Source organism: Bilophila sp. (genome assembly GCF_057864385.1).
Genome location: NZ_DBMAFI010000003.1, coordinates 24,691 through 48,813 on the forward strand (window position 1 = coordinate 24,691; position 24,123 = coordinate 48,813).

Sequence of the window (24,123 nt, forward strand, 5' to 3'; positions counted from 1 at the left end):
CCTGCTATTTTTCATGTTCAGCAAGCCACTGGCCCGGAACGCCTCGCCCGGTTCCGCCATGATGGTTCTGTGCCTCCTGAGCGGGCCGTGCTGTAGGTCGGCCTTTCCCGCTCGCGGGGGTTCTCCTGCTATAGCAAGCAAGCTGTTGCCGCTTGTCCAGCCTTCTCCCTGTTCGCGGGATTCCCCGCCATCCGGGGTTGCCGCCACGGGGCGGCGGCCCGTGCGCCAAAAACCGATTGACGGTGCGCTGGGCGTGGTATAAAACTGACTGGTCAGTTTTTGTTTTATTCTAAATATTCTAATCTGTGAAAAGAACGGCCGATCAGGGAACCATGCGCTGCACGGGAGCCTCTCATGACGACAGACGAAAACCTCTCCATGACCCCAGATGACGACAAGGCCCAGCAGCGGCGCAAACGCCCCCGCAGGGGCCCGCTCATCGGCTTCCTGCTTTTGCTGTTCCTGCTTGCGGGGATAGGCGCGGGCGCGTGGTGGTATCTGTTCCTGCGTTTTGAGGAAAGCACGGACGACGCCTATGTCGCCGGCAACGTGCTGCGCATCATGCCGCAGGTGAGCGGCAAGGTCGTCGCCGTGGATGTGGACGACAACGACATGGTCGCCGCCGGGCAGGGGCTCGTGCGCATCGATCCCGTGGACGCCCGCCTTGCCTATGAGCGTTCCCTTGTGGCGCTGGCCTCGGCGGTGCGCGATACCTGCCGCCTTCAGGCGCAGCTCAGGGAAACCGAGGCCGCCATCCGCATGCGCCGGGTGGATCTGCGCCAGAAGGCCGACAACCTGGCCCGGCGCGAGGCGCTGGGCAGGGCAAACGCCATCGGCGCGGAAGAGCTGAAGCACGCCCGCGACGCCCGCGAGAACGCCGCCGTAGCCCTCGCCGCCGCCGAAGAGGAACGCAACGCGCTTGCCGCCGTGCTGCTGGATACCGGGCTTGCCGAACAGCCCGCCGTGCGTCAGGCCGCCGCCAACGTGCGCGACTGCTGGCTCGCGCTCCAGCGCACCACCGTCCTGAGCCCCGCCGCCGGGCAGATCGCCAAGCGCAGCGTGCAGGCAGGAGAAGTCGTATCGCCCGGCACACCGCTCATGACCGTGATCCCCCTCCACCGCCTCTGGATCGACGCCAATTTCAAGGAAGTCCAGCTTCATAAGATGCGCATCGGCCAGCCCGCCGTGATCCGCGTGGATATGTACGGCGGCGACGTCACCTATCATGGCCGCGTGACCGGGTTCTCCGCCGGGACGGGCAGCGCCTTCTCCCTCCTGCCGCCCCAGAACGCCACCGGCAACTGGATCAAGATCGTCCAGCGCGTGCCCGTGCGCATTGAAATCGATCCCGCCGACCTCAGGGAACACCCCCTGCTGGTAGGCCTGTCCGCCGTGGTGAAGGTGGACACGTCCGACACGTCGGGGCGGCTCCTCGCCGCTGCCGCCCGCACCGAACCCGTGCCCAGCGATCTCGTCTCGCAGGCCCCCGCCGTCGATTTCGCCCCGGTCGAGGCGACCATTGACGGCATCATCCGGGACAACGCCCTGCCCGGCGTCTGCCCCATCCCGGACAAGCCATGAGCGCCCAGCCCCTGCCGCCGCTTCAGGGCGGGATGCTCGCCGCCGCAACCATCGGGATTTCGGTGATCACGGCGATGACCGTGCTCGACTCCACCATCGCCAACGTCGCCCTGCCCACCATCGCGGGCAACCTCGGCGTGGCGTCTTCACAGGGGACGTGGGTCATCACCTTCTTCGGGGTCGCCAACGCCATCGCCATCCCGCTCACCGGCTGGTTCGCCCGGCGCATGGGCGAGGTGCGGCTGTATTTCTGGTCCACGTTCCTGTTCGTCGTGGCCTCGTTCCTGTGCGGCATAGCCAACAGCCTTGGGATGCTCATCATCTGCCGCATTTTGCAGGGGGCCGCCGCCGGGCCGCTCATCCCGCTTTCCCAGAGCCTCCTGCTGGCCTGCTACCCCAGCGAGAAGCGCGGCATAGCCCTTTCCCTGTGGTCCATGACCATCGTGCTCGCGCCCATCCTTGGGCCGATCCTCGGCGGGTACATCTGCGACAACTATACGTGGAACTGGATCTTTTTCGTCAACGTGCCCGTGGGGGCCGTATGCCTCGTCGCGCTGCGCATCCCTATGGCGGGGCGCGAGACGCCCACCGCCAAGAACCCCATCGACACCGTGGGGCTGATCCTGCTCATCATCGGCGTGGGCTGCCTCCAGCTCATGCTCGACGAGGGCAAGGACAAGGACTGGTTCGCCTCCGGCTACATCGTGTTCCTCGGCATCCTCACGGTGGTGGGGCTGGTGCTCCTCGTGGCGTGGGAGCTCACCGAAGAGCACCCCGTGGTTGACCTCTCCCTGTTCCGGCACCGCAACTTTACCGTGGGCACAACCTGCATCAGCCTTGGGTTCCTGTTTTATTTCGCGGGGGTGGTCATGGTGCCCATGATGCTCCAGACGCGGCTCGGCTACACCTCCATGTGGGCCGGGCTTTCCCTCGCGCCCATCGGGATTTTCCCGGTCTTCCTCTCGCCGCTCATCGGCCGGTTCGCACAGCGCATCGACATGCGGATCATCGTCACCATGAGCTTTCTGGTTTTCGCAGCGGCCTTCTACATGCGCACCCTGTTTTCCCCGGACGTCGATTTCTTCTTCGTCCTCTGGCCGCAGGTCGTGCAGGGGATCGGCGTGGCCATGTTCTTCATGCCGCTTACGAGCATCATCATTTCAGGGCTCGACGCCAAGGACATCGCCAACGCCTCCAGCCTCTTCAACTGCATCCGCGTGCTGGCGGGCTCCATCGGGTCGTCCCTCGCCACCACCATGTGGGAACGGCAGGAAGCCCTGCACCACGTCCGACTCACCGAGTCCATCACCCCGTTCAACCCGGCGGCGCAGCACGGGCTCAGCCAGCTCGCGCAGATGGGCCTGTCGCCGGAACAGGCGAAGGCATGGGTCGCCAACGAAATCACGCGGCAAGGGTTCCTGCTCGGATTCAACGAACTGTTCTGGCTGGCGTCCATAGCCTTCATCGGGCTGGCCGGGCTGGTCTGGCTGTCCGTTCCCATCAACAAGAAAACCCGGTAGGCGGGCGCATGGCACAGCAATCGAAATGCCGGAAAAAGACGGAGGCGCGCCGGGAGGCCATCCTCGACGCCGCGCTGGAGGAATTTGCCGCCAAGGGGTACGCCGGGGCGCGCATGGAAGACATCGCCCGGCGTGCCGGGGTCGCCAAGGGCACGCTGTACCTGCATTTTGGGGATAAGGAGGGGCTGTTCAACGGCCTCACGGAATCGGCGTTCGCACCCATGCACGAGCTGGCTCAGGAGATCCTTGAAGATAAGGCCCTGACCCTGCGCGAAAAGCTGATCCGCTTCTGCGGGCCGATGCTGGATGAGCAAGGCTGTTCGCGGACGGCGCGGATCATCAGGCTGGTATGGGCCGAGGGGCTGCACAACCCCAAGCTCGTCACCCCGTTCTACCACGGCCTGATCGTCCCGCTCCTCGAACTGCATCGGGAAAACCTGCGCCTCGCCGCGCATGAGCACCCCCACCCGGCGCTCCAGCAGTTCCCGCAGCTTCTCGTTTCCCCGATCATGCAGGGGTTGCTCTGGCAGGGGATGTTCAGGGACAAGGCCCCGCTCGACGTAAAGGAGCTGTATATCGCCTATCTCGACATCATCCTGCCGGAAAAATAAGGGCGGCCTCGTGCGGGCGGTTCCTTTTGAGTGGCCATTTGGAGCTTGCGGTTGGAGTGTGGCCCCTCCGCGCGAGTGTTAGCACAGGATCGCGGCCCGTGACCCGACCTGCCGATGTCGCCCCTCTGGGTAAAGGGTATTAAACAACGCGCGGGGGCTTCGGGCATGATCAGGCGCGGCTTCTCCGGGCGGGCGGTTGTTGTCCATAACATGGCGGATACGCACGCCACCGGAAAATGCCCTCTCTGGGCCGTGGCCCTGCGCGCGGTGGGCCGCCGTGCGGCCTTCTACGCGATGTTTAGTAAGTAAATTCGGTAGGTCACACCGGAAATGCAGCAGGGCGTTTGGGCGGCATCCCTTTTTCCGCCGCCAGCTTTGAAAGCCAACAAATTGTAGATCTCTAACAGACTATCATGTATTTATAAGCAAGTAATTCCCATTATGGGGGCGGCTACGCTTTTCCCCGGTTGCGCCGGAAGTCTTTCGCGGAATAGACAGCGGCCCCTCCCCTCAGTACCTTCTGGCCCCAAGGCCCGCCCGCTTTCAAGACGGGTGGGCTTTGTTTTTCTTGCAACAATGGACACTGATTGGTTTTTCCTGTGGCGCGTTACAAGCGCCCGCAAAGGGCCGCGTATGTTTTACGGCTTTGCGGCAAGGATTCCGCTGTTTTTCATGGTATAAAACAGCATAAAATTAACATAATAAAAATGATTATGTGATATATTTCTGCGGCATCAACAAGCGCCCACGTCCTGTCTGCCGTCCCTCCATGTGATGCGCCACCCCGTTCCCCCACCGTCCAGCCTTGTGCCCCAGCCGGGTGGTAATCCTGTGCCCTGTGCGGAGCAGGGAACGGGCACACCCAAAAACAGGGGGCTGCATCGCAGGGTGTGCGGAAGGCTTTCCAAAAACATACAAGCCGTCAAAGCCATCTCAGGCTGTGCCGCAGGATTGCGGAAGGAACACCGGAGGCCGCCCTCTGCCTCCTGATGCCTCCGCTCCCTACTCCCGCCGTCCGGCCTTGTGCCCCAGCCGGGTGGCAATCCGGTGCCCTATGCGGAGCCGGGAACGGGCACGCCCAAAACAGGGGCCGCATCGCAGGGTATACGGAAGGCTTTCCAACAACATACAGGCCGCCAAAGCCATCTCAGGCTGTGCCGCAGGATTGCGGAAGGAACACCGGAGGCCGCCCTCTGCCTCCTGATTCCTCCGTTCCCTACGCCCACCGTCCGCCGGACACTTTCCGCACGGGCGGGGATTGCAGGGAACCCGCAGGAACCCCGGACGTAAAGCCGAAGCACTTCCCGTACGGGCGGGGAGCGCTGTCCTGATCGGCGCAGTCGTCGGATTCCTTGACGGCACCTCCCGCATGGGCACGGCTCTTCCCGCATAGGCGGGGATCGCCATGCCGCAGGCGGAACCCCGATGGGGCCATGGCGCACCCGGTACGGGTGGGGATCGCGATCCCATATAATTTTATAGGGATATACCAATTCCGGGCCGCTGCCGCCGAAAAACGGCGGCCCCAAAACATCCCCCGCGCCTTTTCCGGCCTTCTCCATGTTTTCTCATAACACGGTATTCTTCCTCGCAATAAATCGTTATTCCTCCCCAAGCACTGATTGCAACGGGCCGGAATATCCTTTAGAAAAGGGTAGGCCGCGCATTGGGAAAAGCGGCCTGCCCCATCCATCGGATCCTGATGCCGCGTACCGCGCGGGGCCAGGGGCTGAGGGTGCCCGCCGCCGGTTCCGCCGTGCGGCTGATCCCCGGTTCTCCGGGGCCAGCGTCCCGCCGTTTTCCGATCAGCCTGCCGGGGCTTCCCGCAACAAGTTCTGAGGAACGCCTTTTCCCCTTTGAAAACGAGAGCATCACAGTGAAGCGTCCCGTGTTCCCCGCCGAGAAACGGGAACCTTGCAGGGACCGCCCCCCAAGAGAGTTTCCTTTGAAGATCATGATACCGTCTTTTCCTTCCCCGCTCCGGCCCGTCCTGCTGGCTGTGCTCCTCCTCGCGCTGCTGTCCGCGGGCTTCCCGGCGCGCGGCGGGGCCGAGGAAACCCTCCGCATCGGCGTGGAAGACGATTATGCGCCCTTTTCCTTTCCCATAGAAGGCGGACAGGCCGGGTTCGACCCCGAAGTCGCTGAGGCTCTGTGCAAAGCCATGCGCCGTTCCTGCACGATCAAGCCGCTGCCCTTCGGCGCCCTGTTCGAGAAGATGCGTGGGGACGAGCTTGACCTGATCGTCGCCGGGCTTGCCCAAAACGAACAGCGGCAGGCGTACATGGATTTCACCAACAGCTACTACCACTCCCGTTCCATCTATCTGGGGCTTCCGAACAGCGTGGAAATCAGCCCCGAAGGGCTGAAGGGGAAGCGCATCGGCGTCCAGGAGCATACGCAGCAGGAGATTTTCCTCCAGAGGCACTGGGCCGACGTGGTTGAGCTTATCCATTTCCCCGCCTATGAACAGCTCCTTGAAGCCTTCTGCGCCGGGGGGCTGGACGCCATCCTCGTGGATGGGCTGTCCGGGTATGAATTCCTCCAGAGCGAGCGCGGGCAGCCTTTCGCCATACTGGATGACCCCCTCCCGCCGGACGCAGACCTCGCCTATGCCCACATCGGCGTCAGGAAAGGCGCTCCCGAATTGGTGGACGCCCTCAACGAAGCCATCGTCCATATCAAACTGAACGGCGATTACGACCGCATCGTGCGCAAATATTTCCCCTTCAGCATTTATTGAGCGCGTCCATGCATTCCAAGCCTTCACGAAACGCGGAACCGGGAAGAAAGCGGCAGATCGGCATCAACCTTTTTCCCGTCATCGTCTCAGCACCCCTGATGGCGCTGCTGGCCTTCGTCTCCTTCATCTTCATCAGTGACCTTCAACGGATCAAAAACCTGGCGCTCTCCACCAGCAACAGCCATCTGCCGCAAGTCCTCGCCAAGCAGCAGATGCTCCTCAACGTCGAAAACATGCGCCGCAGCATTGCGCTGGTGTACAGCTCCTCAGACCCCACCATCAGCCGGAACGCGGGCATTACCGCCCAAGCCCTGATCGCGGAGTCCGTCTTTGAGGAAACGTCGCTGGATTTCTCCAGCAAAATGAATGAAATCAAACCCCAGCTCCTCCGCCTCATCGAGCTGAAGCAGCAAAACCATCAGGCCGAGGATCGGCTTCATGACGGGGAAATCTCTTTTTCAAACGTGCTCGGCCGGCTGTTCATCCGAAGCGGGATAGAATACGGCTATCCCCTCAGGCACAGCGCGCGGCATCTGGGCAAGGAGTTCGCAAGCGGCACGGCCAACAGGCAGGGCCTGCAGGAAAGCCTGCGCCCGCTGATGGGCATGTGCGCCAAGGCGGAACGGGCGGAGCCCCCTGACCAGCCGCTGCTCAAGGACTGCGCGGAATTCCGGGCGGGCTGGGAAGGCATCGCCTCCAGTTGGGCGCAGCTCGCGCGCGGGCAGGCGGAAGCCAAAGAGCTCTGGGGCACCCTTGACGGCAAGCTGCGCGAACTCAGCGACGCCGTTTCGACCCACGAGGCCGAATGGATTTACCGGAGCATGTCTCACATCAACGAGGAAGTTTCACGCATCGAGGAACTCTTCCCGATCATGGGGGCCGCGGTGTTCGCCGGGCTGCTTGCCACGCTGCTGCTCATCCACCTTCAGATCCTCCGCCCCCTGTCCCTGCTCTCCCAGGCGCTGCGCACCATCCGTTCCGGGCGCCCCATCTCGGAGCTCCCCCGCGTGCGCATCCGGGAATTGCAGGACGTGCTCGACGTGTTGCCGGACATCAGCCGCCATATGGACGAACTGAATACCCGTTCCGGGCAGCTCGCGCAGGAGCGGGATCAGTATGCCGACCTCAGCTTCCGGGATGCGCTGACCGGCGTGTACAACCGCCGGGCGCTTGAGGAGACGATGGAACGCATCCCGGCGCGCACGCCGCTCGCCCTGCTGATGCTCGACCTCGACTTTTTCAAGAACTACAACGATCGGTTTGGGCATCAGGCCGGGGACGCCGCCCTCAAAGCCGTGGCGCAGGCCACGCAGAAGGCGCTCCTGCGAAATTCCGACAGGATATTCCGGTACGGCGGCGAAGAGTTCACCACCATCCTGGCCGGGGGCGGGCAGTATTCGGCCATGACCGTGGCTCAGCGCATTTTGGAGGAAGTGGCCGCGCTGAACCTTCCCCATCCCGATTCCCAGACGGGCAGGCTCACCGTCAGCATCGGCATCGCGCACCGCCCGTCCGGGGACGATCAGGACATCTGCGAAGTGCTGGCCCACGCGGATCAAGCGCTCTATAGAGCCAAGACGTCCGGCAGGAACCGGATCGCCCTTTTCGGGGAGTGAGCCCTTCCGATCCCGGCAGGCCCGCATCGACCCGGATCAGCGGGGATCGGCGGGGCTATTGGGCACCATCGGCCCCGCCCGTGCGCACGGTTTCGGAAGCCCCCATCGCTTCCTTGAGCTCCTTGGATACCCTGAGCTTGATCGTCTTGCGCGGGGGAATGGGCACGGTTGCCCCTCTCAGCGGCATATTCAGGAAGGCATCCATTCCCAATCTTTTTCCTCCCTATCAAGATGAGGGGCACACTGTGGAACCTCCTTCCCATCTATGCGCGAATCACGGTGAGGCGGGGCATCCGATAAAACAGCCCCTGTTCAGGCGAACCTCCAGCCAGCCTCTATCAGACCTGCCTTTATGATGATGTGGATGCACGCCGCACACTTGCCCCCTGAAAGAAAGACTCTGTTTATAGTATGTGGTTGTTTCACCTCCACAGTGCGGTGAAAATACAGCCTTTTCTCCGTTTTTCCCCTTGGCGGGATCTACGGCTAAGACATTTTATCGGTTAATCCTTTGGAACTTCAGGGAAAAAAGCATCAACCATTTTCTATGACACAGCCAAAGAAAAGCCCCGGAAAAAAATTCCGTGGCGCTGCTGGGGAAGGTGCGAGGGCAGGAGCCCCTGTTTCAAAGCGCTTGGGCATATACGGCACAGGGGATGTCTGGGAGCGGGCTTTGCAGCGCATCGGGGGGCGCGGGAGGGCTCCGTCAGATACGGCGGAGGCCCAAACCGGACAGGCTGAATTTTTTCAGGCCGCCGCACGGATGGGCGAAGGCCCGCGGCAAGGCCCCATACGGCGCGGGGGTGCGGCACGGGTGGGGATGGGACGAAAAAGTAATGTATCCTTGCGGGGAAATGCGGTACTGGCGTGAAGGGCCGGGGCATGTGACGGGCGGGCGCGCTCAGGAAAACCATGTCCCTGCGGCCTTGACAAAGGAATTCTAAATGGTAATGAATTTCGTATTCAATTAGTAGGGCACGGCGGCATGGCCGTGCGGGGACGCCAACAAAAACCAAAGGAGATCGTTATGTCGCTGATCAATAAGGAAGTAAGCGAATTCAGCGTTCAGGCTTTTCAGGACAACGCCTTCAAGACCGTGACCAAGGCCGATATCCTTGGGAAATGGGCCGTGTTTTTCTTCTATCCGGCGGACTTTACGTTCGTGTGCCCCACCGAGCTTGAGGATCTCGCCGAAAAATATGAAGATTTCAAGTCCATTGGATGCGAGGTCTATTCGGTTTCGTGCGACAGCCATTTCGTCCACAAGGCGTGGCACGATGCCTCGAAGACCATACAGAAAATCAAATACCCCATGCTCGCGGATCCCACCGGCGCGCTGGCCAGGGATTTCGACGTGATGATCGAATCGGAAGGCATGGCCGAACGGGGCAGCTTCATCATCAACCCCGAAGGCCGCATCGTGGCTTACGAGGTCATCGCCGGGAACGTGGGCCGCAACGCGGACGAACTGTTCCGCCGGGTGCAGGCTTCCCAGTTCGTGGCCTCGCACGGCGATCAGGTATGCCCCGCCAAGTGGCGGCCCGGCGCGGAAACCCTGAAGCCCAGCCTCGACCTCGTGGGCCTGCTGTAATGGACGCCGCCCGGACTGCGGATCTGTACGACGCCGTGGTGGTGGGGGGCGGCCCGGCAGGGCTTGCCGCCGCCCTCTACCTTGCCCGCGCCCGGTACAGGGTGCTTGTCGTGGAAAAGGACGCCTTCGGCGGGCAGATAGCCCTCACCGCCGAAGTGGTGAATTATCCCGGCGTGGAAAGGATTGACGGCCATTCGCTCACCGAGGCGATGCGCCGTCAGGCCCGGCATTTCGGCGCGGAATTCCTGCTGGCCGAAGCGCAGGGGATCGACGTGGACGGGGATTTCCGCATCGTGCGCACGAGCCGGGGGGCTTTCCGGTGCTTCGCCGTGCTGCTCTCCACCGGGGCCCATCCCCGCAAGGTGGGCTTTGAAGGCGAGGAGGCGTTCCGGGGCCGGGGCGTGGCCTACTGCGCCACATGCGACGGCGGGTTCTTTACGGGCAGGGACGTGTTTGTGGTGGGCGGCGGGTTCGCCGCCGCCGAGGAAGCCATGTACCTCACCCGCTACGCCCGCTCCGTGACCATGCTCGTGCGCCGGGGCACGCTGTCCTGCGCCGAAAGCATCGCCGAACAGGTGTTGGCCCACGAATCCGTCCGGGTGCGCTTCAATACCGTCCTGGAAGCGGTGGAAGGCGACACGGCCCTGCGCCGCGCCGTGTTCCGCGACACCGTGACCGGGCGGCAGGAAACGTATGCGCCGCCTGAGGGCGAGAGCTTCGGAGTATTCGTCTTCGCCGGGTACGAACCGGCCTCGCGGCTTGCCGAAGGGCTTGCGGAGCTGACCGAGCGGGGCAATATCGTTACCGACAGGGAACAACGGACGCGGACGGAAGGGATCTACGCCGCCGGGGACGTGTGCGACAAGCGGCTGCGCCAAGTGGTCACCGCCGTCTCGGACGGGGCCGTTGCCGCCACCGCCATCGAACGCTATGCGGCGGACATGCAGCGCAGGACGGGGCTGCGCCCGCAGCGCCCGGAAGCCGCCGATACGGGGCACAATGGGGCGGCCCCGCGCGAGCCGCATCCGCAAGGCCCGGCAGCCGCGGCTTCCGGCGCCCCGAAAGCCCCTTCGGGAAATGCCCGCGGTGCAGGGGACGGGTTCCTCACGGCGGAACAGCGGGAACAGCTTGCGGGCGTCTTCACCCGGATGGAAAGCCCGCTCACCCTGAAGGCGGAACCGGACGGACGCCCGGTTTCGGAAGATCTGCGCCGGATGCTCCTGGAGCTCGCGGCGTTGACGGATAAGCTGACCGTGGAGTGGACGCCGCCGTCTGACGGGCCGGAACGCCCCTGCGTGCGGTTTTTTCGGGCGGACGGGAACGATACCGGCATTGCCTTCCACGGCGTCCCCGGCGGGCATGAGTTCAATTCGTTCATCGTGGGCCTGTACAACGCGGCGGGCCCCGGCCAGAGCATCGATCCGGCCCTTGCCGAGGCCATCGCCGCCATCGGCAGGCCGCTGGAGCTGCAAATCGTGGTTTCCCTGACCTGCACCATGTGCCCGGAACTGGTGATGGCGGCGCAGAAAATCGCCGCCTCAAACCCGCTGGTGACAGCCAAGGCCTACGATGTGAACCTCTTCCCGGAACTGCGGGAACGGTACAAGATCATGAGCGTGCCTTGCCTCATCATCAACAAGACGAAGGTGGCGTTCGGCAAAAAGACGCTCGCCCAACTGCTGGAATTGCTGGCGGAACCGGAGGCCGGGCACGCCGGGTGATTTCCATGTGCCCGGAACTGGAATGGCGGCGCAGAAAATCGCCGCCTCAAACCCGCTGGTGACAAGCCAAGGCCTACGATGTGAACCTCTTCCCGGAACTGCGGGAACGGTACAAGATCATGAGCGTGCCTTGCCTCATCATCAACAAGGCGAAGACGGCATTCGGCAAAAAGACGCTTGCCCAACTGCCGGAATTGCTGGCGGAACTGGAGGCCGGGCACGCCGGGTAATTTCCATAGGCTGTGTCATAGAAAATGGTTGATGTTTTTTCCTTGAAGTTTCAAAGGAATAGCCAGCAAAATGCCTTAGCCATAGGTTTCGCCAAGGGGAAAACTGGAGAAAAAGGCTGTATTTTCACCACACTGTTGGATGAAACAACCGCATACTATGACAGAGCCTTTCCATAGGCGAACCTAGGGCTGTTTTGGGGAAGGGGGCTGAAAAGTTCCCCTTCCCCAAAACAGCGGGCACGCCCCTTTCTCCCCCCTCTCCTCCTTCATGCTTGCCAGCCTTTTCTTTTGGCTCTGTCATAGTACATGGCTGTTTTGTTTCAGTAATATATTGAAACTATATGTTTTTTCAAATTTTCCGCTAGTGGGCTCTGTGATTGGGAGATTTTATTGGTTATTCCCTTGGAATTTCAAGGAAAAAAGCATCAACCGTTTTCTATGACACAGCCTTTCTTTTCAAGGCTGCACACATTGCCCTGTGCTTTTCCGGCACAGGGTTTTCTTTCATGAAGTTTTCTTTTGGGTAACATGGCGGGGCAGATGCCGACGGTCCCTCTCCTCAAAGGCTTTGGCTTCCGGCAAGCCAGCAGCAACGGTTCCCTGCGGCCTTTTTGCAGAGCCCTGCTTGCCGCCGGGGAAATGGACATTGCGGCCTTTTAGGGAAGGCCGTGCCATAGAAAACGGTCGATACTTTATTTCTTGAAATTCCAAAGGAATAGCCAATAAGATGCCCCCAACCATGAAGCCCATCAGTGAAAAATTAAAAAAACTGTATTTTCAGCATATTGCAGATATAAAACAACCAGATGCTCTGACAGAGCCTTAGAGAAAGAAGGCCCCCCGCTGGGCGGCTTCCCAAAACGCGTATTGCGTATGGGAGAAGCGTGATGCGGGGAGCGCACGCCGCACAAACCGAGACATAGAATTTTTTTAGGCTGTGCCATAGAAAATGGCTGAGGCCTTTTTCCTTGAAGTTCCAAGGGAATAATCAACAAAATGCCTCAACTATGAAGTCCGCCAAAGGGAAAATTGGAGAAAAAGGCCGTATGTTCACCGTGCTGTGGAGATGAGACAACCACATACCATGACAGGGCCTTTTTTATTATGTCAGTGTCAATTTTACCCCTTCATAATGACAACAGACTACATTAATAAGCAAAAATGGACGCTCACAATTTCCCGTCTCTTTGACCTATACAATGGACGCTCAAAATGTCCGTCCATATGCGTTGAAAAGGCCGTTCCAGAGGAAACGGCTGCCGATTTATTTCTTGAAATTCCAAATGAATGACCAATGATATGCTTCTCAAGCCCCACCGGGAAAACGGGAGAAAAAGGCCGTATTTTCAGCATGTTCTGGGGATGAAACAACCGTATGCACTGACGGGACCTATAAAAAATGGCTCTGTCATAGTATGCGGTTGTTTCATCCCACAGTGTGGTGAAAATACAGCCTATTTCTCCTGTTTTCCCCTTGGCGAAACCTATGGCTAAGGCATTTTGCTGGTTATTCCTTTGAAACTTCAAGGAAAAAAGCATCAACCATTTTCTATGACACAGCCTAAAAAATTCCCGTCAGAGTGGACGCTCACACTTTCCTGTCTCTTTATCCTAATATAATGGACGCTCAGAATATCCCCTTTAAGCGGACGCTCATATCGCACACATAAAATGGACATCCATAAAAGGGCGGGATGTCCCCCCTGCCCATCCGAGGCTGCCTTGCCGGGAAGAGCCCATATCACCTTGCGATTCATGCCCTCTCCGCCCATCCGGGGCTGCCCATAGTGCGAAGAATGGATTTGCTTTTCCTATAATTGCCATCCGGGGCTGCCACCCTCAAATCCCGGAGGCAGCGGGTTCCCTCCGGTATGGCGGCCCTTCCCTTTTCGGAAGGCGCAGCACCGCTGCCGTAAGGCGGTTCATGAAAAAAGACGCCGCATCCCTCAAGGGGGCACGGCGTCCGCAAGCGTTTCGCGGCCTCCCGGATCGTCGGCTCAGAGGATGTCGCTGAACTTCGCCAGAAAGTCGCGGGTGAAGAAGCCGTTCTGGATGTACCCTCCGAACGAGCCCTCCGCGCCGCGCTTATGCCGGGCATACGTTTCCCTGATGCCCGGTGCGGCCCAGTCGTCCACGACGCGGCCATCCCTCGCAAGTTCCGCGGCGTAGGCCTTGGCTTCTTTGAGCCGGTCGACGGCGGCATCCACGGCGGCGGCGTCCATGCAGGGGGCGAGCATGGCCCGGTAATCCTCTTCATTGAGGGCCATGAGCCTGTCGAACGTGTCGCGGCCGATAAGCGTCGGCCAGAACAACTGGTTGAAGCCGAAATGACGGCGCGCTTCGATCAGCAGCTCTTCAGGGAGGTTCGAGAGGTCGATGCGCCCGTCCTTGTGTATGGCGCGCCCGTGGCTTTCCAGCAGTTCCAGGAACTTCTTCTGGTTCGGGGTGGGGCGGCTCAGGTCGATGACGGCCATGCCCCTTTTGCGGGTTCCGAAGCTGGCGTCGTTGTCGATGCCCGTGATCTTCACGGCCCCGGTTTGCGGGTTGATGTCCACGAGGTAGTTGTCGCCGTGGCGATCCACCTGCCCGGAAAGGACATCGGCCCATTCCAGCCTGCAAAGTTCGCGCATCAGGTTGGCGCGCATGGCGCCGAGCTTCCCGTTGGAGCGCAGGACGCGGCAGGCTTCCCGAAAATTGAGCTCCCTGCCGTCGGGCATCCGGCAGACGGGTTTGTCCTTGACGATATCGTAGAAGGTCTTGCCGGGGGCGGCCTCCATGAACAGGCCGAGCTGCCCTTCATGGCTGCCGATGCTTGAGCGGGCGATGGTTCCGCCGCAGCCGATGGCATCCGCCACGCGGGAGGCCGCCACGTTGAGCTGCATGACGCGCGCGCCGTTGCGGTAGCCGAGACCGCCCGCGCACAACTGGTCGAGGCCGCGCCGTGCGCCCACCTCAGGCTTGAAGACAAGCGTCATGTCTTCGCCGTCCCTGCCCCGGTACGTGCACAGGTGCACGGTATTGGCCGCGCCCTGCCCCAGCTTGCGGGAGCCCTTCAGGATGGCGTCGCCCGCCCGGAGCTCAAGCTGGTCGGCCGTGATGCCGCGAAGGGAGGCTTCGAGGACGGTATTGATGTCCACATGGTGATCCAGCGCGGCCTGGATGTATTCGCCCCGCGCCTGCGGGTTGGCCCCGGTCGAGCGCATCATCCCGACGACCTCTATGATCTCGGAAACCAAAATCCCGCTGCGCGTGATCAGGGGCGTGCCTTCGATCTGGGCCGCGAGCCTTTTCATCTCAGGCGGCACGAGCATGAAACCGCTTTGCCCCACGCTCCGGCGCAGTTGATCCGCCATACCGGGCCGGAGCTCCTCTCCGCAGAATTTCCGGTAATAGTTCCCGATCTTCGTTGCGCTCATGTTGGGCTTCTTCACGATTTCCATCATGGTCAGGAGCGTACCGCAGGCCCGGCGGGTGCCCGGTGCCTGTAGGATGCGCATGGCGTCCCTTATTTCGTGGGCCAGTTGTTCAGGCGAGAGCTCCCCGGCGTCGAAGCGGGCCATGAGCTCGCCGACCCTGGCGTTGTAGCGGGCAAGCCCCACGGAAAGCTGCGTGCCGAGGCCGTTGGGCAGGATCGAAGCCTCGTGGAACAGGGAGGGATCCACAAGCGGCAGGATCGCGCGTATGGCGGATCTGACGCCCGCTTTGGGGTCGGCGGCGGCAAGGGCGTCCAGCCGCTCGGCGGAGCGGGCAAGCATGGCCTCGGCGGGGGCGAACAGGGAGCGGTCGGGGATGAGGACCGGGCCGCTGTCGGGGGCGGGGGCCGGATCGCCGTCCGGGAGGGGGCCGCCCTCAGGGGCCACGCCTCCGTCAGGAAGATGGGCCGGATCGCCTTCCGGGGCCACGCCTCCGTCGGGAGTGGGGGCGCCTTCCGGGGCTATCCCTTCGTCGGGGGCGGCATCGGGGTTGATGGCCGCGTCGATGCGCCCGCGCAGGGTTTCGAGATCGTCGCGCAAACGGGCTATCGTATCTTGAAATACATCAAGCGGCATCTGCCCCTTGCGGGCTTCCAGCGCGTCGATTTTTCCGAAAAGCCGCGCCGCATCAGCCCTGAACGCCCCGGCGACGCCGCCGCTGCCGTGCATGAAGTGCGCCATGTCCTGCATGGCTTTCCCCGCCGTGGGCGCCTGGGGCTCCGCGACGCCGGGGGCCACCTCCTGCTGCCGGTTGGCGGGCATAGCCATGAGCTGCATGGTGGCCGCAAAATTCAGCGCCTCTGAAGCCCGGAACTGGGTGGCCTGCGCCAGCGAGTCAAGCAGGGCGGCCCGAACACCGCTGGCCTTTTGGAATGCGGCAATCTGGGAATACAGCTTGTTCTGCGCATCGACGAAGCCTTTCAGCGCCTTGAACGCGGCATCGGGAAGCGGGTTGCCGCGGAAGTCCCCGATGGGGATGCCGCGCAGCTTCGCCGCCGCCGCGTCGCAGGCTTTGGCGGCATCCAGCATGGCGGAGTGGATGCTGAAGCCGCCGTGAAAGAGCTTGGGGCGGGGGATTTCGGCTTTCAGGGCTTCGTACAGATCCCCGCCGATGCCCCGCAGCCCGCCGGAGCGGTCAAGGGCCGTGTCCAGCATCCGGCGCAGCCGCGGCTCGGCCTGGACGAGATCCGCACCGGGCGGGTTTCCGGGGGCCGGGGCCTCGTCCCGTGTGGCGTTGGGGGCGACTGGGTTTTGCCGCCCGGCGTCTTCGACGTCCGCATGGGGATCGATGCCGAGGGGCGTGCCGGGCGTCGTGGAGAAAATCGTGGAGCTCATAGGTGGCCTCCGTGCGCTAGACGCGCATCCAGTTGACGTTGGGGATGCCGACAGGCCCGGAATCGAAGCCCTGCATCAGATCCAGCAGGGCATCCAGCCCTTCGCCCTGCTGCCGTACCTCGCCCTCCGGGGTGTCCAAGCGCCACGCGCAGCGCTCGGCGTCAAGGACGACGCTCAGCACGCCCGACCGGGGCAGGCAGGCTTGGCAGACCTCGATAAAACGGCATGCCGCCTCAAGGGACAGGCGTTCCGCTTCGGGGTCGCCCCACGCGCCCCCCCACGGGAGCGACAGCCCAAGACGCAGGCGTCCCGCATCCAGCAGGTAGCGGAACTGCCAACTTTGGAGCCCCCTGCCCACAAGCCCGCAGCCGAGATAGCGGACGGGGCCTTCCCCGATGCCCTGCGGCGCTCCGGGGCCGCCAAACAAGGCGTCCAGCTCCTCAAGGTAAAGCCCGGCAAGCTCGGAGAACTCCCGCCCGTCCGTGGCGAAAAACCATTCGTCGATCTGTTCCAGTTCATTGACGGCCTCCAGAGGCAGGGGGGGCAACGGCAGGCCGTTGTCTTCAAGCATCCCCGCAAACCCTTCCGGCAGCCGCAATTCCCGTACGGTCGCATCCATTGTCCGACTCCTTCGTCATGCCGCAAAACGGCGGGACATGCCGCACGGGGCCGCCAACGGCGTTGCCGGTTTCCCCGCGCGGGCGCTTCATGCAAAAGGCCCAAGCAAAATCCGTGCTCAGAGAAGTCATAACCAGCAGGGGCTGTTCCCGCAACACCTTCCCCGGATGCCGTGGCCCCGCCACGGGGCGGCGGGATCCGCGCCTGCTTCGGCACGTTCTCCGGATGCGTGGGATTCCTCATAGACAATTGCTACATCTATGGAAAGGGTATGTTCCCCGGACGCAGGGAATTCCCTGTTCTACCTCGTCTTCCCCAAAGTCACGGCGAGTATGTTCCCCGGACAATGATGCACGCCGCGTCTCCGCCACCGGCATTTTCCCCGGATACGGGGGATTTCCTGATCAGCTTGGTGATCTGTCCGACGGTATCTCGTACTTCCCCGGATATACCCTGCTGTCCGTGTCCTATGCAGAGGCAGCCTCCGTACCTTCCCCATATCCGGGCGCTGTTCTGCGTGGGGGCGTTCGGGGTGCAGATACTGGCGATGGGCGCCATCCTCCAGACCGCCACGGGCATCAGCCTCATCCCCGCCGCGCTGATTGCCTCGATCGTGACGCTGGCCTACACATGGTCGGGCGGCATCCTCGCCGTAACCCTTACCGACGCCGTGCAGTACGTCATCATCGTCATCGGGGTTACGCTCTGCGGCTATCTCGCCATCGATCACCTCGGCGGGTTCGACGCCATGATTCGATCCTCTACTCCAACCCGCGCTTTGAGTCGAACATGAAGCCCATGGCCAACTGGTCCCTTGTCCAGTTCCTCGGCCTGTTCTTCAGCTTCCTGCTCGGCGAGTTCTGCGCGCCGTACTACATCCAGCGCCACGCCCCCACAAAGTCCGCCAAGGACAGCAAGAACGGGCTGCTCATTTTCGGCGTGCACTGGATTTTCTTTATGGCCACCACCGCCGCCATCGGCCTGGCGTCCATGGCGATCCAGCCCGACGTGAAGCCCGACCTCGCCTTCACCAACCTTATCCGCGACATCCTGCCCCCCGGCATCACCGGGCTCGTGTTCGGGGCGCTGCTCGCCGCCGTCATGTCCACCGGCGCGGCCATGATCAACACGGCCGCGGTCATCTACTCCCGCGACATCTATAACAAGTTCATCAACGCCGCCGCTACGCAGGCCGAGCTCCTGCGCCAGTCCCGCCTGTCCACCCTGCTTGTGGGCGGCATCTCCATCGGCGTGGCCATCGTCTTCCAGGACGTGTTCGGGCTGATGATCTACCTATTCAAGCTGTGGCCTTCCGCCATCCTGCCGCCTTTGATGTGCGGCCTGCTCTGGGGCAAGATCTCCCCCTACGTGGGCGCCCCGCAGTCATCGCCGGCGGCCTGAGCTTCTTCCTCTGGAGCGACAATGTGCTTGGGGAGCCCTTCGGCATCCCCGCCAACTTCATAGGCATCGGCATGAACTGCCTCGTGCTGTTCTTCATCCATCAGAAGATGAAGAACCACAAGCCCGAAGGCCCCTTCCTCCCCGATCTCAACTAACCGCCGGAGGCGTCATCATGTGGCTTCAGTTGACGAAATACTTGTTCTATCTTTCCTTCTTCCTGAATATCGCCTGGACGTGTGGGTATTCTTCGGCATCATCCAGTGGCTCAGGGATCTGAACAGACAGTAGGCCCGCCCCGCCGGGAAAGGACCGCAGCGCATCCCCGCGGAAAAAGGGGGGAGATGGCTCTCCCCCCTTTTTCCATAACGTCCGGGCAGCCCTGCCGGGCCAGCCGTTTCCAACGGAAGGCTTATGCGGCCTTGCGGGACATCCTGAGGATCTGCCACAGGGAGAACACCGCCAGGCACAGGAAAAACAGGGCAATGGGCCGGGTCAGGAAAATGGAGTAGCCGCCGTCAGACAGGATGAGCGCCTGCCGCAGGCTCTGCTCAAGCTTGGGCGCAAGGACGAACCCGATGACCAGCGGAGCGATGGGGATGCCGAAGGTGTTCATGAACAGGCCGAACAGCCCCATGACCAGCATGAGCCAAATGTCGTTGACGCTAAGATTCGTTGAGAACGATCCAAGCACGCACAGGATCATGACCACGGGCATGATGCGCGCCTGCGGCAGGTTCGCCAGCACCCGGCAGGAACGGATGGCCCCGTACCCGATCAGCCAGAGCATGAGGACGGAGAGCAGCAGCATGGAAAAGATGGTGAACATGAACGCCCGGTGCTCCACGAAAATGCTCGGCCCGACGATGATGCCGTGCACGGTGAGCGCGCCCATGAGGATGGCGGTCACCACGTCGCCGGGAATGCCGAGGCTGAGCATGGGGATGAGCGCACCGCCGCACACCGCGTTGTTACCCGACTCCGCGGCGGCAACCCCCTCAAGGCTCCCCTTGCCGAACAGTTCCGGGTGCTTCGAGCGCCGCTTTGCCGCGCCGTAGCTCAGGTAGGCGGCGGTGGTAGAGCCCGTGCCCGGCAGCGCGCCGATGCTCACCCCGATAAGGCTGGACTGGACGAAAATGGGCAGGCTGGAAATGAACTCGCGTCGGTTCACGCGGTTGTCGTCCGGGCACGAGGGCGGCGGGAGCAGGGTTTCGGCCTGCATTTCCCCGACGCCGCGCATTTGCTGAAACACTTCGGAAATGGCGAACAGGCCAATGATCATGGGGATGATGGACAGCCCATCCTCAAAATAGAGCAGGGAAAAGGTGAACCGGATGTCCCCGGTGATGGTGTCGGTGCCGATGGTGGCGAGCATGAGTCCGAGACAGGCCGAGATGAAGCCTTTGAACAGCGACTCGCCGGACAGCCCGCCGATGACGGTCAGGGCGAAGAGCAGCAGGGCGAACAGTTCCGGCGGCCCGAACATAAGGGCTACGGACGCCAGCGGCTGGGCCACGGCCATCAGGATGAAAATGCTGAGGGCGTCGCCGAAGACCGAGGCGTACAGGGCCATGTACAACGCCTTCCCCGACTTCCCCTGCCGGGCCAGCGGGTAGCCGTCGAGGATGGTCGCTGCGGCCGCCGGGGTTCCGGGGGTGTTGATGAGGATGGCAGAGATGGAGCCGCCGTAGGTGCCGCCCTTATAAATGCCGAGCAGCAGCGAAATGGCTACGCTGGCGGGCAGGGTAAAGGTCAGGGGGATAGCCAGCGACATGGCCACTGCCGGGCCCAGCCCTGGGATGACGCCGATTACGCATCCGATCAGCACGCCTATGAAGGCGGCGGCGAAAACGGCGGGCTGCATGGCATGGAGCATCCCCATGCCCAAATCCATGAACCATTCGATCATGTTGTCCTCCTTGCCGGGCGCGGAAAACGAAAGAGGGTTTGCGGGGAGCCTTCCGGGGAGGCGAGGACTCGGCATAGAGCCCCGCCGCCCCGGCGGAAGGCCGGGACTTCCAGATACGGATGCCCCGTACGGGCCGCTCCCCTGCGCGGGTGCGGCTTCCATGATTTCAAAGAATTATTGTGGAGTGGAAGTTTTCCTTATAAGGGTACGGCGCCCGTCCAATCGGGGCCGTGGCTTCGCCGGGCTGTCGTTTTCTCAATATGGCTGCGGCTTCCGCCTTACAGGAGCCAACCGGAAGGGAAGTACACATCCATAACAAGGGTGAAAAAGACATAGAGGAATACGGCCCCGGCGATGCTGATCCCGGCTGTCAGCACTGGCCTGCCCGCTCCGCTGAGGCGCATGGCCAGCCACATGGCGGCGGCCGTCGAAACGATGAACCCCACATAGGTGAGGCCGAGCGTGTACCCGGCGACAAGGCAGGCATAGGCGGCGACGCGACGCCGGGCGGCAGGGTTCATCGGAGGCGTCTCGGCCCCCGCCGCCGGAAGGTTCCGCTTCCGGGCCAGCCACGACCGGACGGACAGCCCGGCCCCGGCCAGCATGAGCAGGACGGCGAGGATGGCGGGCAGCGTGCGCCCGCTCACGTTGTGGCCTTCGGAGTAATCCGAGACCTCATAGGGGATGCACAGGGCGTAGGCCAGGCCCACGGCAAGGGCCAGCAGCCCGACCACCAGATTCTTTTCATGGTACGTCATGGTTCGGCTCCGTGTGGCGGAACGCGGCGGGACAGAGGCCGCGTTCCGGTGAAGGGGCTACTCTATTGCGCCGCTCTTCTTGAGTTCCTGCATCAGGGCGATGTCGGAGCGGATGCGCTCGGCAAGCTGCCCGGCGTCGATGAAGTCCGGGGGGACCCGCAGGTTTTCGGCGACCGTGACATACTGGGGCGAGGCCACGGCCTTGCGCACGGCCTGCGCGAAACGCTCCACGGCTTCCTTGGGCGTGCCGACCGGGGCGTAGAGGCTGTATACATTGAGCAGGCTCCCAAGCCGGGGATACCCCTGTTCCTTGAAGCTCTTGGTTTCGGGATAGATGGCCTTGCAGTCGTCGTTGAACGAGGCCACGGGCAGAATATCGGGGTTGTAGTTGTCGGTGATGATGAGATCCACATGCCCCCCGCGCAGGGCCGTCACCTGTTCGGGGCCGCTGTTGAACGGAACGAACTTCAGGTCGATGCCAAGTTCGCGCATGACCATAACCGCCATGATCTCATGCAGCCCGCCCCGGCCGAGCAGGGCCACGGAAACCATGCCGGGCCGCGCCTTGGCAGCGGCGATCACGTCGTCGAGGGTCTTATAGGCGCCGTCCTTGTTCACGCCGAGCACATGCACGGGCAGGGCCACGGAACAGACGGGCGTCACCGCCCCGGCCTTAAAGCGCGTCTTCTGCATGAACGGGCGCATGGCGAAAATGGTCTGGTTGCCGATGAGCAAGGTGTAGCCGTCGGGCTTGCTTTGCAGCATCTTCATGGTGGCGACCATGCCCCCGGCCCCGGGCGTGGGCGTGACGATGATCTTGACGCCGAGCTCTTCTTCAAGGGCGGGCGCGAGCCCACGGGCCAGCATGTCGACGTTTCCGCCCGCCGTGTAGGGGACGAGGAGCGTGATCGGCTTTTCGGGGTACCCGGCGAAGGCTCCGCAGGGCATGAGGGCCAGACACAGGATCAACAGTTGCCAGAAACGCTTCATATCGTATCTCCTTACCGATGCTGAAAGCTCTTAGGCCGTGTCGTTAATTAGATATAATCTATTGAAATTATTTAATAATTTTTCAAACCGCAAAGATTATTTTAATAATTTCAAATAATTACATACAAAATAACGGTACGGCCTAAGGCCATGCAACTTGTGGATTCCGCCCCGGCGGGAGGCGTCCGGGCGGGGTACGCGTACCCTTGTTTTCCGCATGCCCCCGCCGGGGCGAAACATCAGGTCGTCTTGTAAGCCCCAAGCTTGGACAGCGACGTACTTGCCGGGCTGATGATTTCCGGGTCGGCCATGACGTTGATCAGCGCGACCGTATCGGCAGCAAAGGCAGCATCAAGCGCGGGCCGCAGTTCTTCCGGCTTGGTGACGAGGAAGCCCTTGCCGCCCATGCCTTCGATCATGGTATGGTAGGGTGTTGCGCCGAGCCACGCCACGAAGTCGAAAGGCCGCCCGAAGCGGAGCTGTTGGCTGTGCCGGATCATGCCCCAGCTTGCGTCGTTGCACACGACGATGACGAAACGCATCCCGTAGCGGATCGCCGTGTTGATCTCCATGAAGTTAAAGCCGAGGGAGCCGTCTCCGGTGAGCAGGGCCAGCCTGCTTTCGGGATGGAGCAGGCGGGCGGTGACGGTGTTGCAGATACCGCCGCCGATGCATCCGAACAGCCCGTGATCCAACAAACGGTAGGGCTTGCGCACCGTCCGGCCCAACTGAACCCACGTGTGCGTGTCGCCTCCGTCCGCGATGATGATGTCGTCCTCGCCGTTCAGGTAATTATCAAGCTCACGGACTAGCCGCTGAGGATGGATGGGTACGGCGTCGCTGGTGACGGCGGCCTTCCTTTCCTCCTCGTACCGCTCCTGTTCACCGCGCACAAAGGCAACCCACGGCTCATAACGCCGGGGATCGAGGGGGGATTTCGCGGCCAGCTCGTTCAGCTCCCGCACAAAACCACCCGCGTCGCTCACCACGGGAACCTGCACCTGCCGGTTCCGGCCCAGCTCCTCACCTTCGATGTCCACCTGAATGAGCACGGCGTCCTTATTGATGAGCGCGCCGAAAAATTCCACAAGGCTGATACGGTGCCCGAGGACGAGCACGGCGTCCGCTTCGAGATAGGCCTGTGTCGCCGCCCCGTTACGGCTCGGATGGGCGAGACCAAAGCACAGCGGGTGCTCGTCGGAGACGATGCCGCGCCCCATATTGCAGGTATACAGCGGGATGCCCGCCGCTTCGATGAAGTGTTGCAGATCCGGCCCGGCCTTGGCGAATCCTGCACCGCTTCCGGCGACGATGATGGGTTTACTGGCGCTGCGCAGGATTTCCAGCGTCTTTGCGGCGGCTTCGCGATCCACGGGCTGGGAGTGCACTTCCGTCTTGAAATACGGGGCTTCGCCGCCGGGGATCGCCGCGCCGAGCACGTCGCAGGGCAGCTCCAGAAACACCGGGCCGGGGCGCCCGGTATAGGCCGTCCGGTAGGCCATCTCCACATATTCGGCCACGCGGGAGGCCTGCGTGCAGACGAACGCCTTCTTGACCATGGGCGTGACCGCGGCGATCTGCGGGGCATCCTGAAGATCCAGCTTGTCCCGGTGCTCGATACCCGCGGCCCCGGCAATGACCAGCAGGGGCGTGTTGCAGAACAGCGCGTGCATGATCGGGGTCAGCGCGTTGGTGAATCCGGGCCCAGCCGTAAGCATGGCCACGCCGGGGCGTCCGGTCATACGACCGTAGGCGTCGGCCATGAACGTGGCCCCCTGCTCGTGCCGGGTACCGATGAGCTTGACCGGGCTCCCCTCAAGATGCATGTGGATGTGGTTCAGATGCCCTCCGGTCAGGGTGAAGACGTACTCCACGCCGAGATCGATGAGCGCCTTTGCCGCAGCTTCTCCGCCTGTCGAACATTTCATGTAGGGCTCCTGTTGCGCCGCCGCCCCACTCCAAGGGACGCAACGACAGACCACCGCTTGAAAGCGGCGTGCGCAGCAATCCGAAGAAAAGGCACAGCGGGTTG

Annotated in this window: 21 protein-coding genes; 13 read left to right on the forward strand and 8 right to left on the reverse strand. The window is 62.3% G+C overall.

The genetic code is table 11. From position 1 onward, the window contains the following. Positions 1-13: 13 nt before the first annotated feature. The 5 genes from ACZM8Y_RS01365 (at position 14) to ACZM8Y_RS01385 (ending at position 4,021) form a co-directional block, all read left to right on the forward strand. On the forward strand, positions 14-262 hold the full coding sequence (locus ACZM8Y_RS01365) for a hypothetical protein (RefSeq protein ID WP_479858750.1): 249 nt from the start codon (positions 14-16) through the stop codon (positions 260-262). 92 nt (positions 263-354) lie between these two features. After that, positions 355-1,581 (forward strand): EmrA/EmrK family multidrug efflux transporter periplasmic adaptor subunit, encoded by a 1,227-nt coding sequence (locus ACZM8Y_RS01370; protein ID WP_482333910.1) that lies wholly within the window; start codon positions 355-357, stop codon positions 1,579-1,581. Next, positions 1,578-3,101 (forward strand): DHA2 family efflux MFS transporter permease subunit, encoded by a 1,524-nt coding sequence (locus tag ACZM8Y_RS01375; protein WP_302552644.1) that lies wholly within the window; start codon positions 1,578-1,580, stop codon positions 3,099-3,101. Before ACZM8Y_RS01370 ends, ACZM8Y_RS01375 begins: the two co-directional genes overlap by 4 nt. An 8-nt stretch (positions 3,102-3,109) precedes the next feature. Further along, entirely contained in the window at positions 3,110-3,712 is a 603-nt protein-coding gene (locus tag ACZM8Y_RS01380) for a TetR/AcrR family transcriptional regulator (protein WP_308771683.1), read from the forward strand. Positions 3,713-3,877: 165 nt separating this feature from the next. After that, positions 3,878-4,021 carry a hypothetical protein gene (locus tag ACZM8Y_RS01385; protein WP_482333915.1) on the forward strand — a complete coding sequence of 48 codons (144 nt, stop codon included), beginning with the start codon at positions 3,878-3,880 and terminating at the stop codon, positions 4,019-4,021. 907 nt (positions 4,022-4,928) lie between these two features. Here ACZM8Y_RS01385 and ACZM8Y_RS01390 read toward each other — a convergent pair. After that, a complete protein-coding gene (locus ACZM8Y_RS01390; protein WP_489501511.1) occupies positions 4,929-5,246 on the reverse strand; it encodes a hypothetical protein in 318 nt (105 codons plus the stop codon). 168 nt (positions 5,247-5,414) lie between these two features. Here ACZM8Y_RS01390 and ACZM8Y_RS01395 point away from each other — a divergent pair, with 168 nt between their 5' ends. The 5 genes from ACZM8Y_RS01395 (at position 5,415) to ACZM8Y_RS01415 (ending at position 11,610) form a co-directional block, all read left to right on the forward strand. Beyond that, entirely contained in the window at positions 5,415-6,452 is a 1,038-nt protein-coding gene (locus tag ACZM8Y_RS01395) for a substrate-binding periplasmic protein (RefSeq protein WP_482333919.1), read from the forward strand. 8 nt (positions 6,453-6,460) lie between these two features. Further along, positions 6,461-8,068 carry a GGDEF domain-containing protein gene (locus ACZM8Y_RS01400; protein WP_487480168.1) on the forward strand — a complete coding sequence of 536 codons (1,608 nt, stop codon included), beginning with the start codon at positions 6,461-6,463 and terminating at the stop codon, positions 8,066-8,068. Positions 8,069-9,095: 1,027 nt separating this feature from the next. Further along, positions 9,096-9,659, forward strand: coding sequence for an alkyl hydroperoxide reductase subunit C (gene ahpC / locus ACZM8Y_RS01405; RefSeq protein WP_308772284.1), 564 nt, complete (start codon positions 9,096-9,098; stop codon positions 9,657-9,659). Next, complete coding sequence (locus ACZM8Y_RS01410) at positions 9,590-11,380, forward strand: FAD-dependent oxidoreductase (protein WP_489501512.1); 1,791 nt, start codon at positions 9,590-9,592, stop codon at positions 11,378-11,380. Before ahpC ends, ACZM8Y_RS01410 begins: the two co-directional genes overlap by 70 nt. 80 nt (positions 11,381-11,460) lie before the next feature. Further along, positions 11,461-11,610, forward strand: a complete 150-nt coding sequence (locus tag ACZM8Y_RS01415; protein ID WP_483971602.1) for a hypothetical protein — start codon at positions 11,461-11,463, stop codon at positions 11,608-11,610. A 504-nt stretch (positions 11,611-12,114) separates the two neighbouring features. On the opposite strand, the gene ACZM8Y_RS01420 is transcribed toward ACZM8Y_RS01415, so the two are convergent. From ACZM8Y_RS01420 to ACZM8Y_RS01430, 3 genes are all read right to left on the reverse strand, one after another. Beyond that, positions 12,115-12,351 carry a hypothetical protein gene (locus ACZM8Y_RS01420; protein WP_479859393.1) on the reverse strand — a complete coding sequence of 79 codons (237 nt, stop codon included), beginning with the start codon at positions 12,349-12,351 and terminating at the stop codon, positions 12,115-12,117. A 1,256-nt stretch (positions 12,352-13,607) separates the two neighbouring features. After that, positions 13,608-16,418 (reverse strand): hypothetical protein, encoded by a 2,811-nt coding sequence (locus ACZM8Y_RS01425; RefSeq protein ID WP_482333968.1) that lies wholly within the window; start codon positions 16,416-16,418, stop codon positions 13,608-13,610. A 16-nt stretch (positions 16,419-16,434) separates the two neighbouring features. Beyond that, positions 16,435-17,037 carry a hypothetical protein gene (locus tag ACZM8Y_RS01430; RefSeq protein WP_479858693.1) on the reverse strand — a complete coding sequence of 201 codons (603 nt, stop codon included), beginning with the start codon at positions 17,035-17,037 and terminating at the stop codon, positions 16,435-16,437. 468 nt (positions 17,038-17,505) lie between these two features. On the opposite strand from ACZM8Y_RS01430, the gene ACZM8Y_RS01435 reads away from it, so the two are divergent. From ACZM8Y_RS01435 to ACZM8Y_RS01445, 3 genes are read left to right on the forward strand one after another with little or no spacing between them, the layout of a single operon-like run. Then, positions 17,506-17,829 (forward strand): sodium:solute symporter family transporter, encoded by a 324-nt coding sequence (locus tag ACZM8Y_RS01435; protein WP_337430459.1) that lies wholly within the window; start codon positions 17,506-17,508, stop codon positions 17,827-17,829. A 5-nt stretch (positions 17,830-17,834) separates the two neighbouring features. Further along, positions 17,835-18,437 carry a sodium:solute symporter family transporter gene (locus tag ACZM8Y_RS01440; protein ID WP_479858695.1) on the forward strand — a complete coding sequence of 201 codons (603 nt, stop codon included), beginning with the start codon at positions 17,835-17,837 and terminating at the stop codon, positions 18,435-18,437. Positions 18,438-18,460: 23 nt separating this feature from the next. Beyond that, entirely contained in the window at positions 18,461-18,592 is a 132-nt protein-coding gene (locus ACZM8Y_RS01445) for a hypothetical protein (RefSeq protein ID WP_479858696.1), read from the forward strand. A 254-nt stretch (positions 18,593-18,846) separates the two neighbouring features. On the opposite strand, the gene ACZM8Y_RS01450 is transcribed toward ACZM8Y_RS01445, so the two are convergent. The 4 genes from ACZM8Y_RS01450 to ACZM8Y_RS01465 form a co-directional block, all read right to left on the reverse strand. Beyond that, positions 18,847-20,343: a tripartite tricarboxylate transporter permease gene (locus ACZM8Y_RS01450; protein ID WP_482333971.1), complete on the reverse strand. Its 1,497-nt coding sequence runs from the start codon at positions 20,341-20,343 to the stop codon at positions 18,847-18,849. A 278-nt stretch (positions 20,344-20,621) separates the two neighbouring features. Beyond that, entirely contained in the window at positions 20,622-21,101 is a 480-nt protein-coding gene (locus ACZM8Y_RS01455) for a tripartite tricarboxylate transporter TctB family protein (RefSeq protein WP_479858697.1), read from the reverse strand. A 57-nt stretch (positions 21,102-21,158) separates the two neighbouring features. Further along, positions 21,159-22,091 (reverse strand): tripartite tricarboxylate transporter substrate binding protein, encoded by a 933-nt coding sequence (locus tag ACZM8Y_RS01460; protein ID WP_337430463.1) that lies wholly within the window; start codon positions 22,089-22,091, stop codon positions 21,159-21,161. A gap of 239 nt (positions 22,092-22,330) precedes the next feature. Further along, positions 22,331-24,019: a thiamine pyrophosphate-binding protein gene (locus tag ACZM8Y_RS01465; RefSeq protein WP_479858698.1), complete on the reverse strand. Its 1,689-nt coding sequence runs from the start codon at positions 24,017-24,019 to the stop codon at positions 22,331-22,333. Between the last annotated feature and the right edge of the window lie 104 nt (positions 24,020-24,123).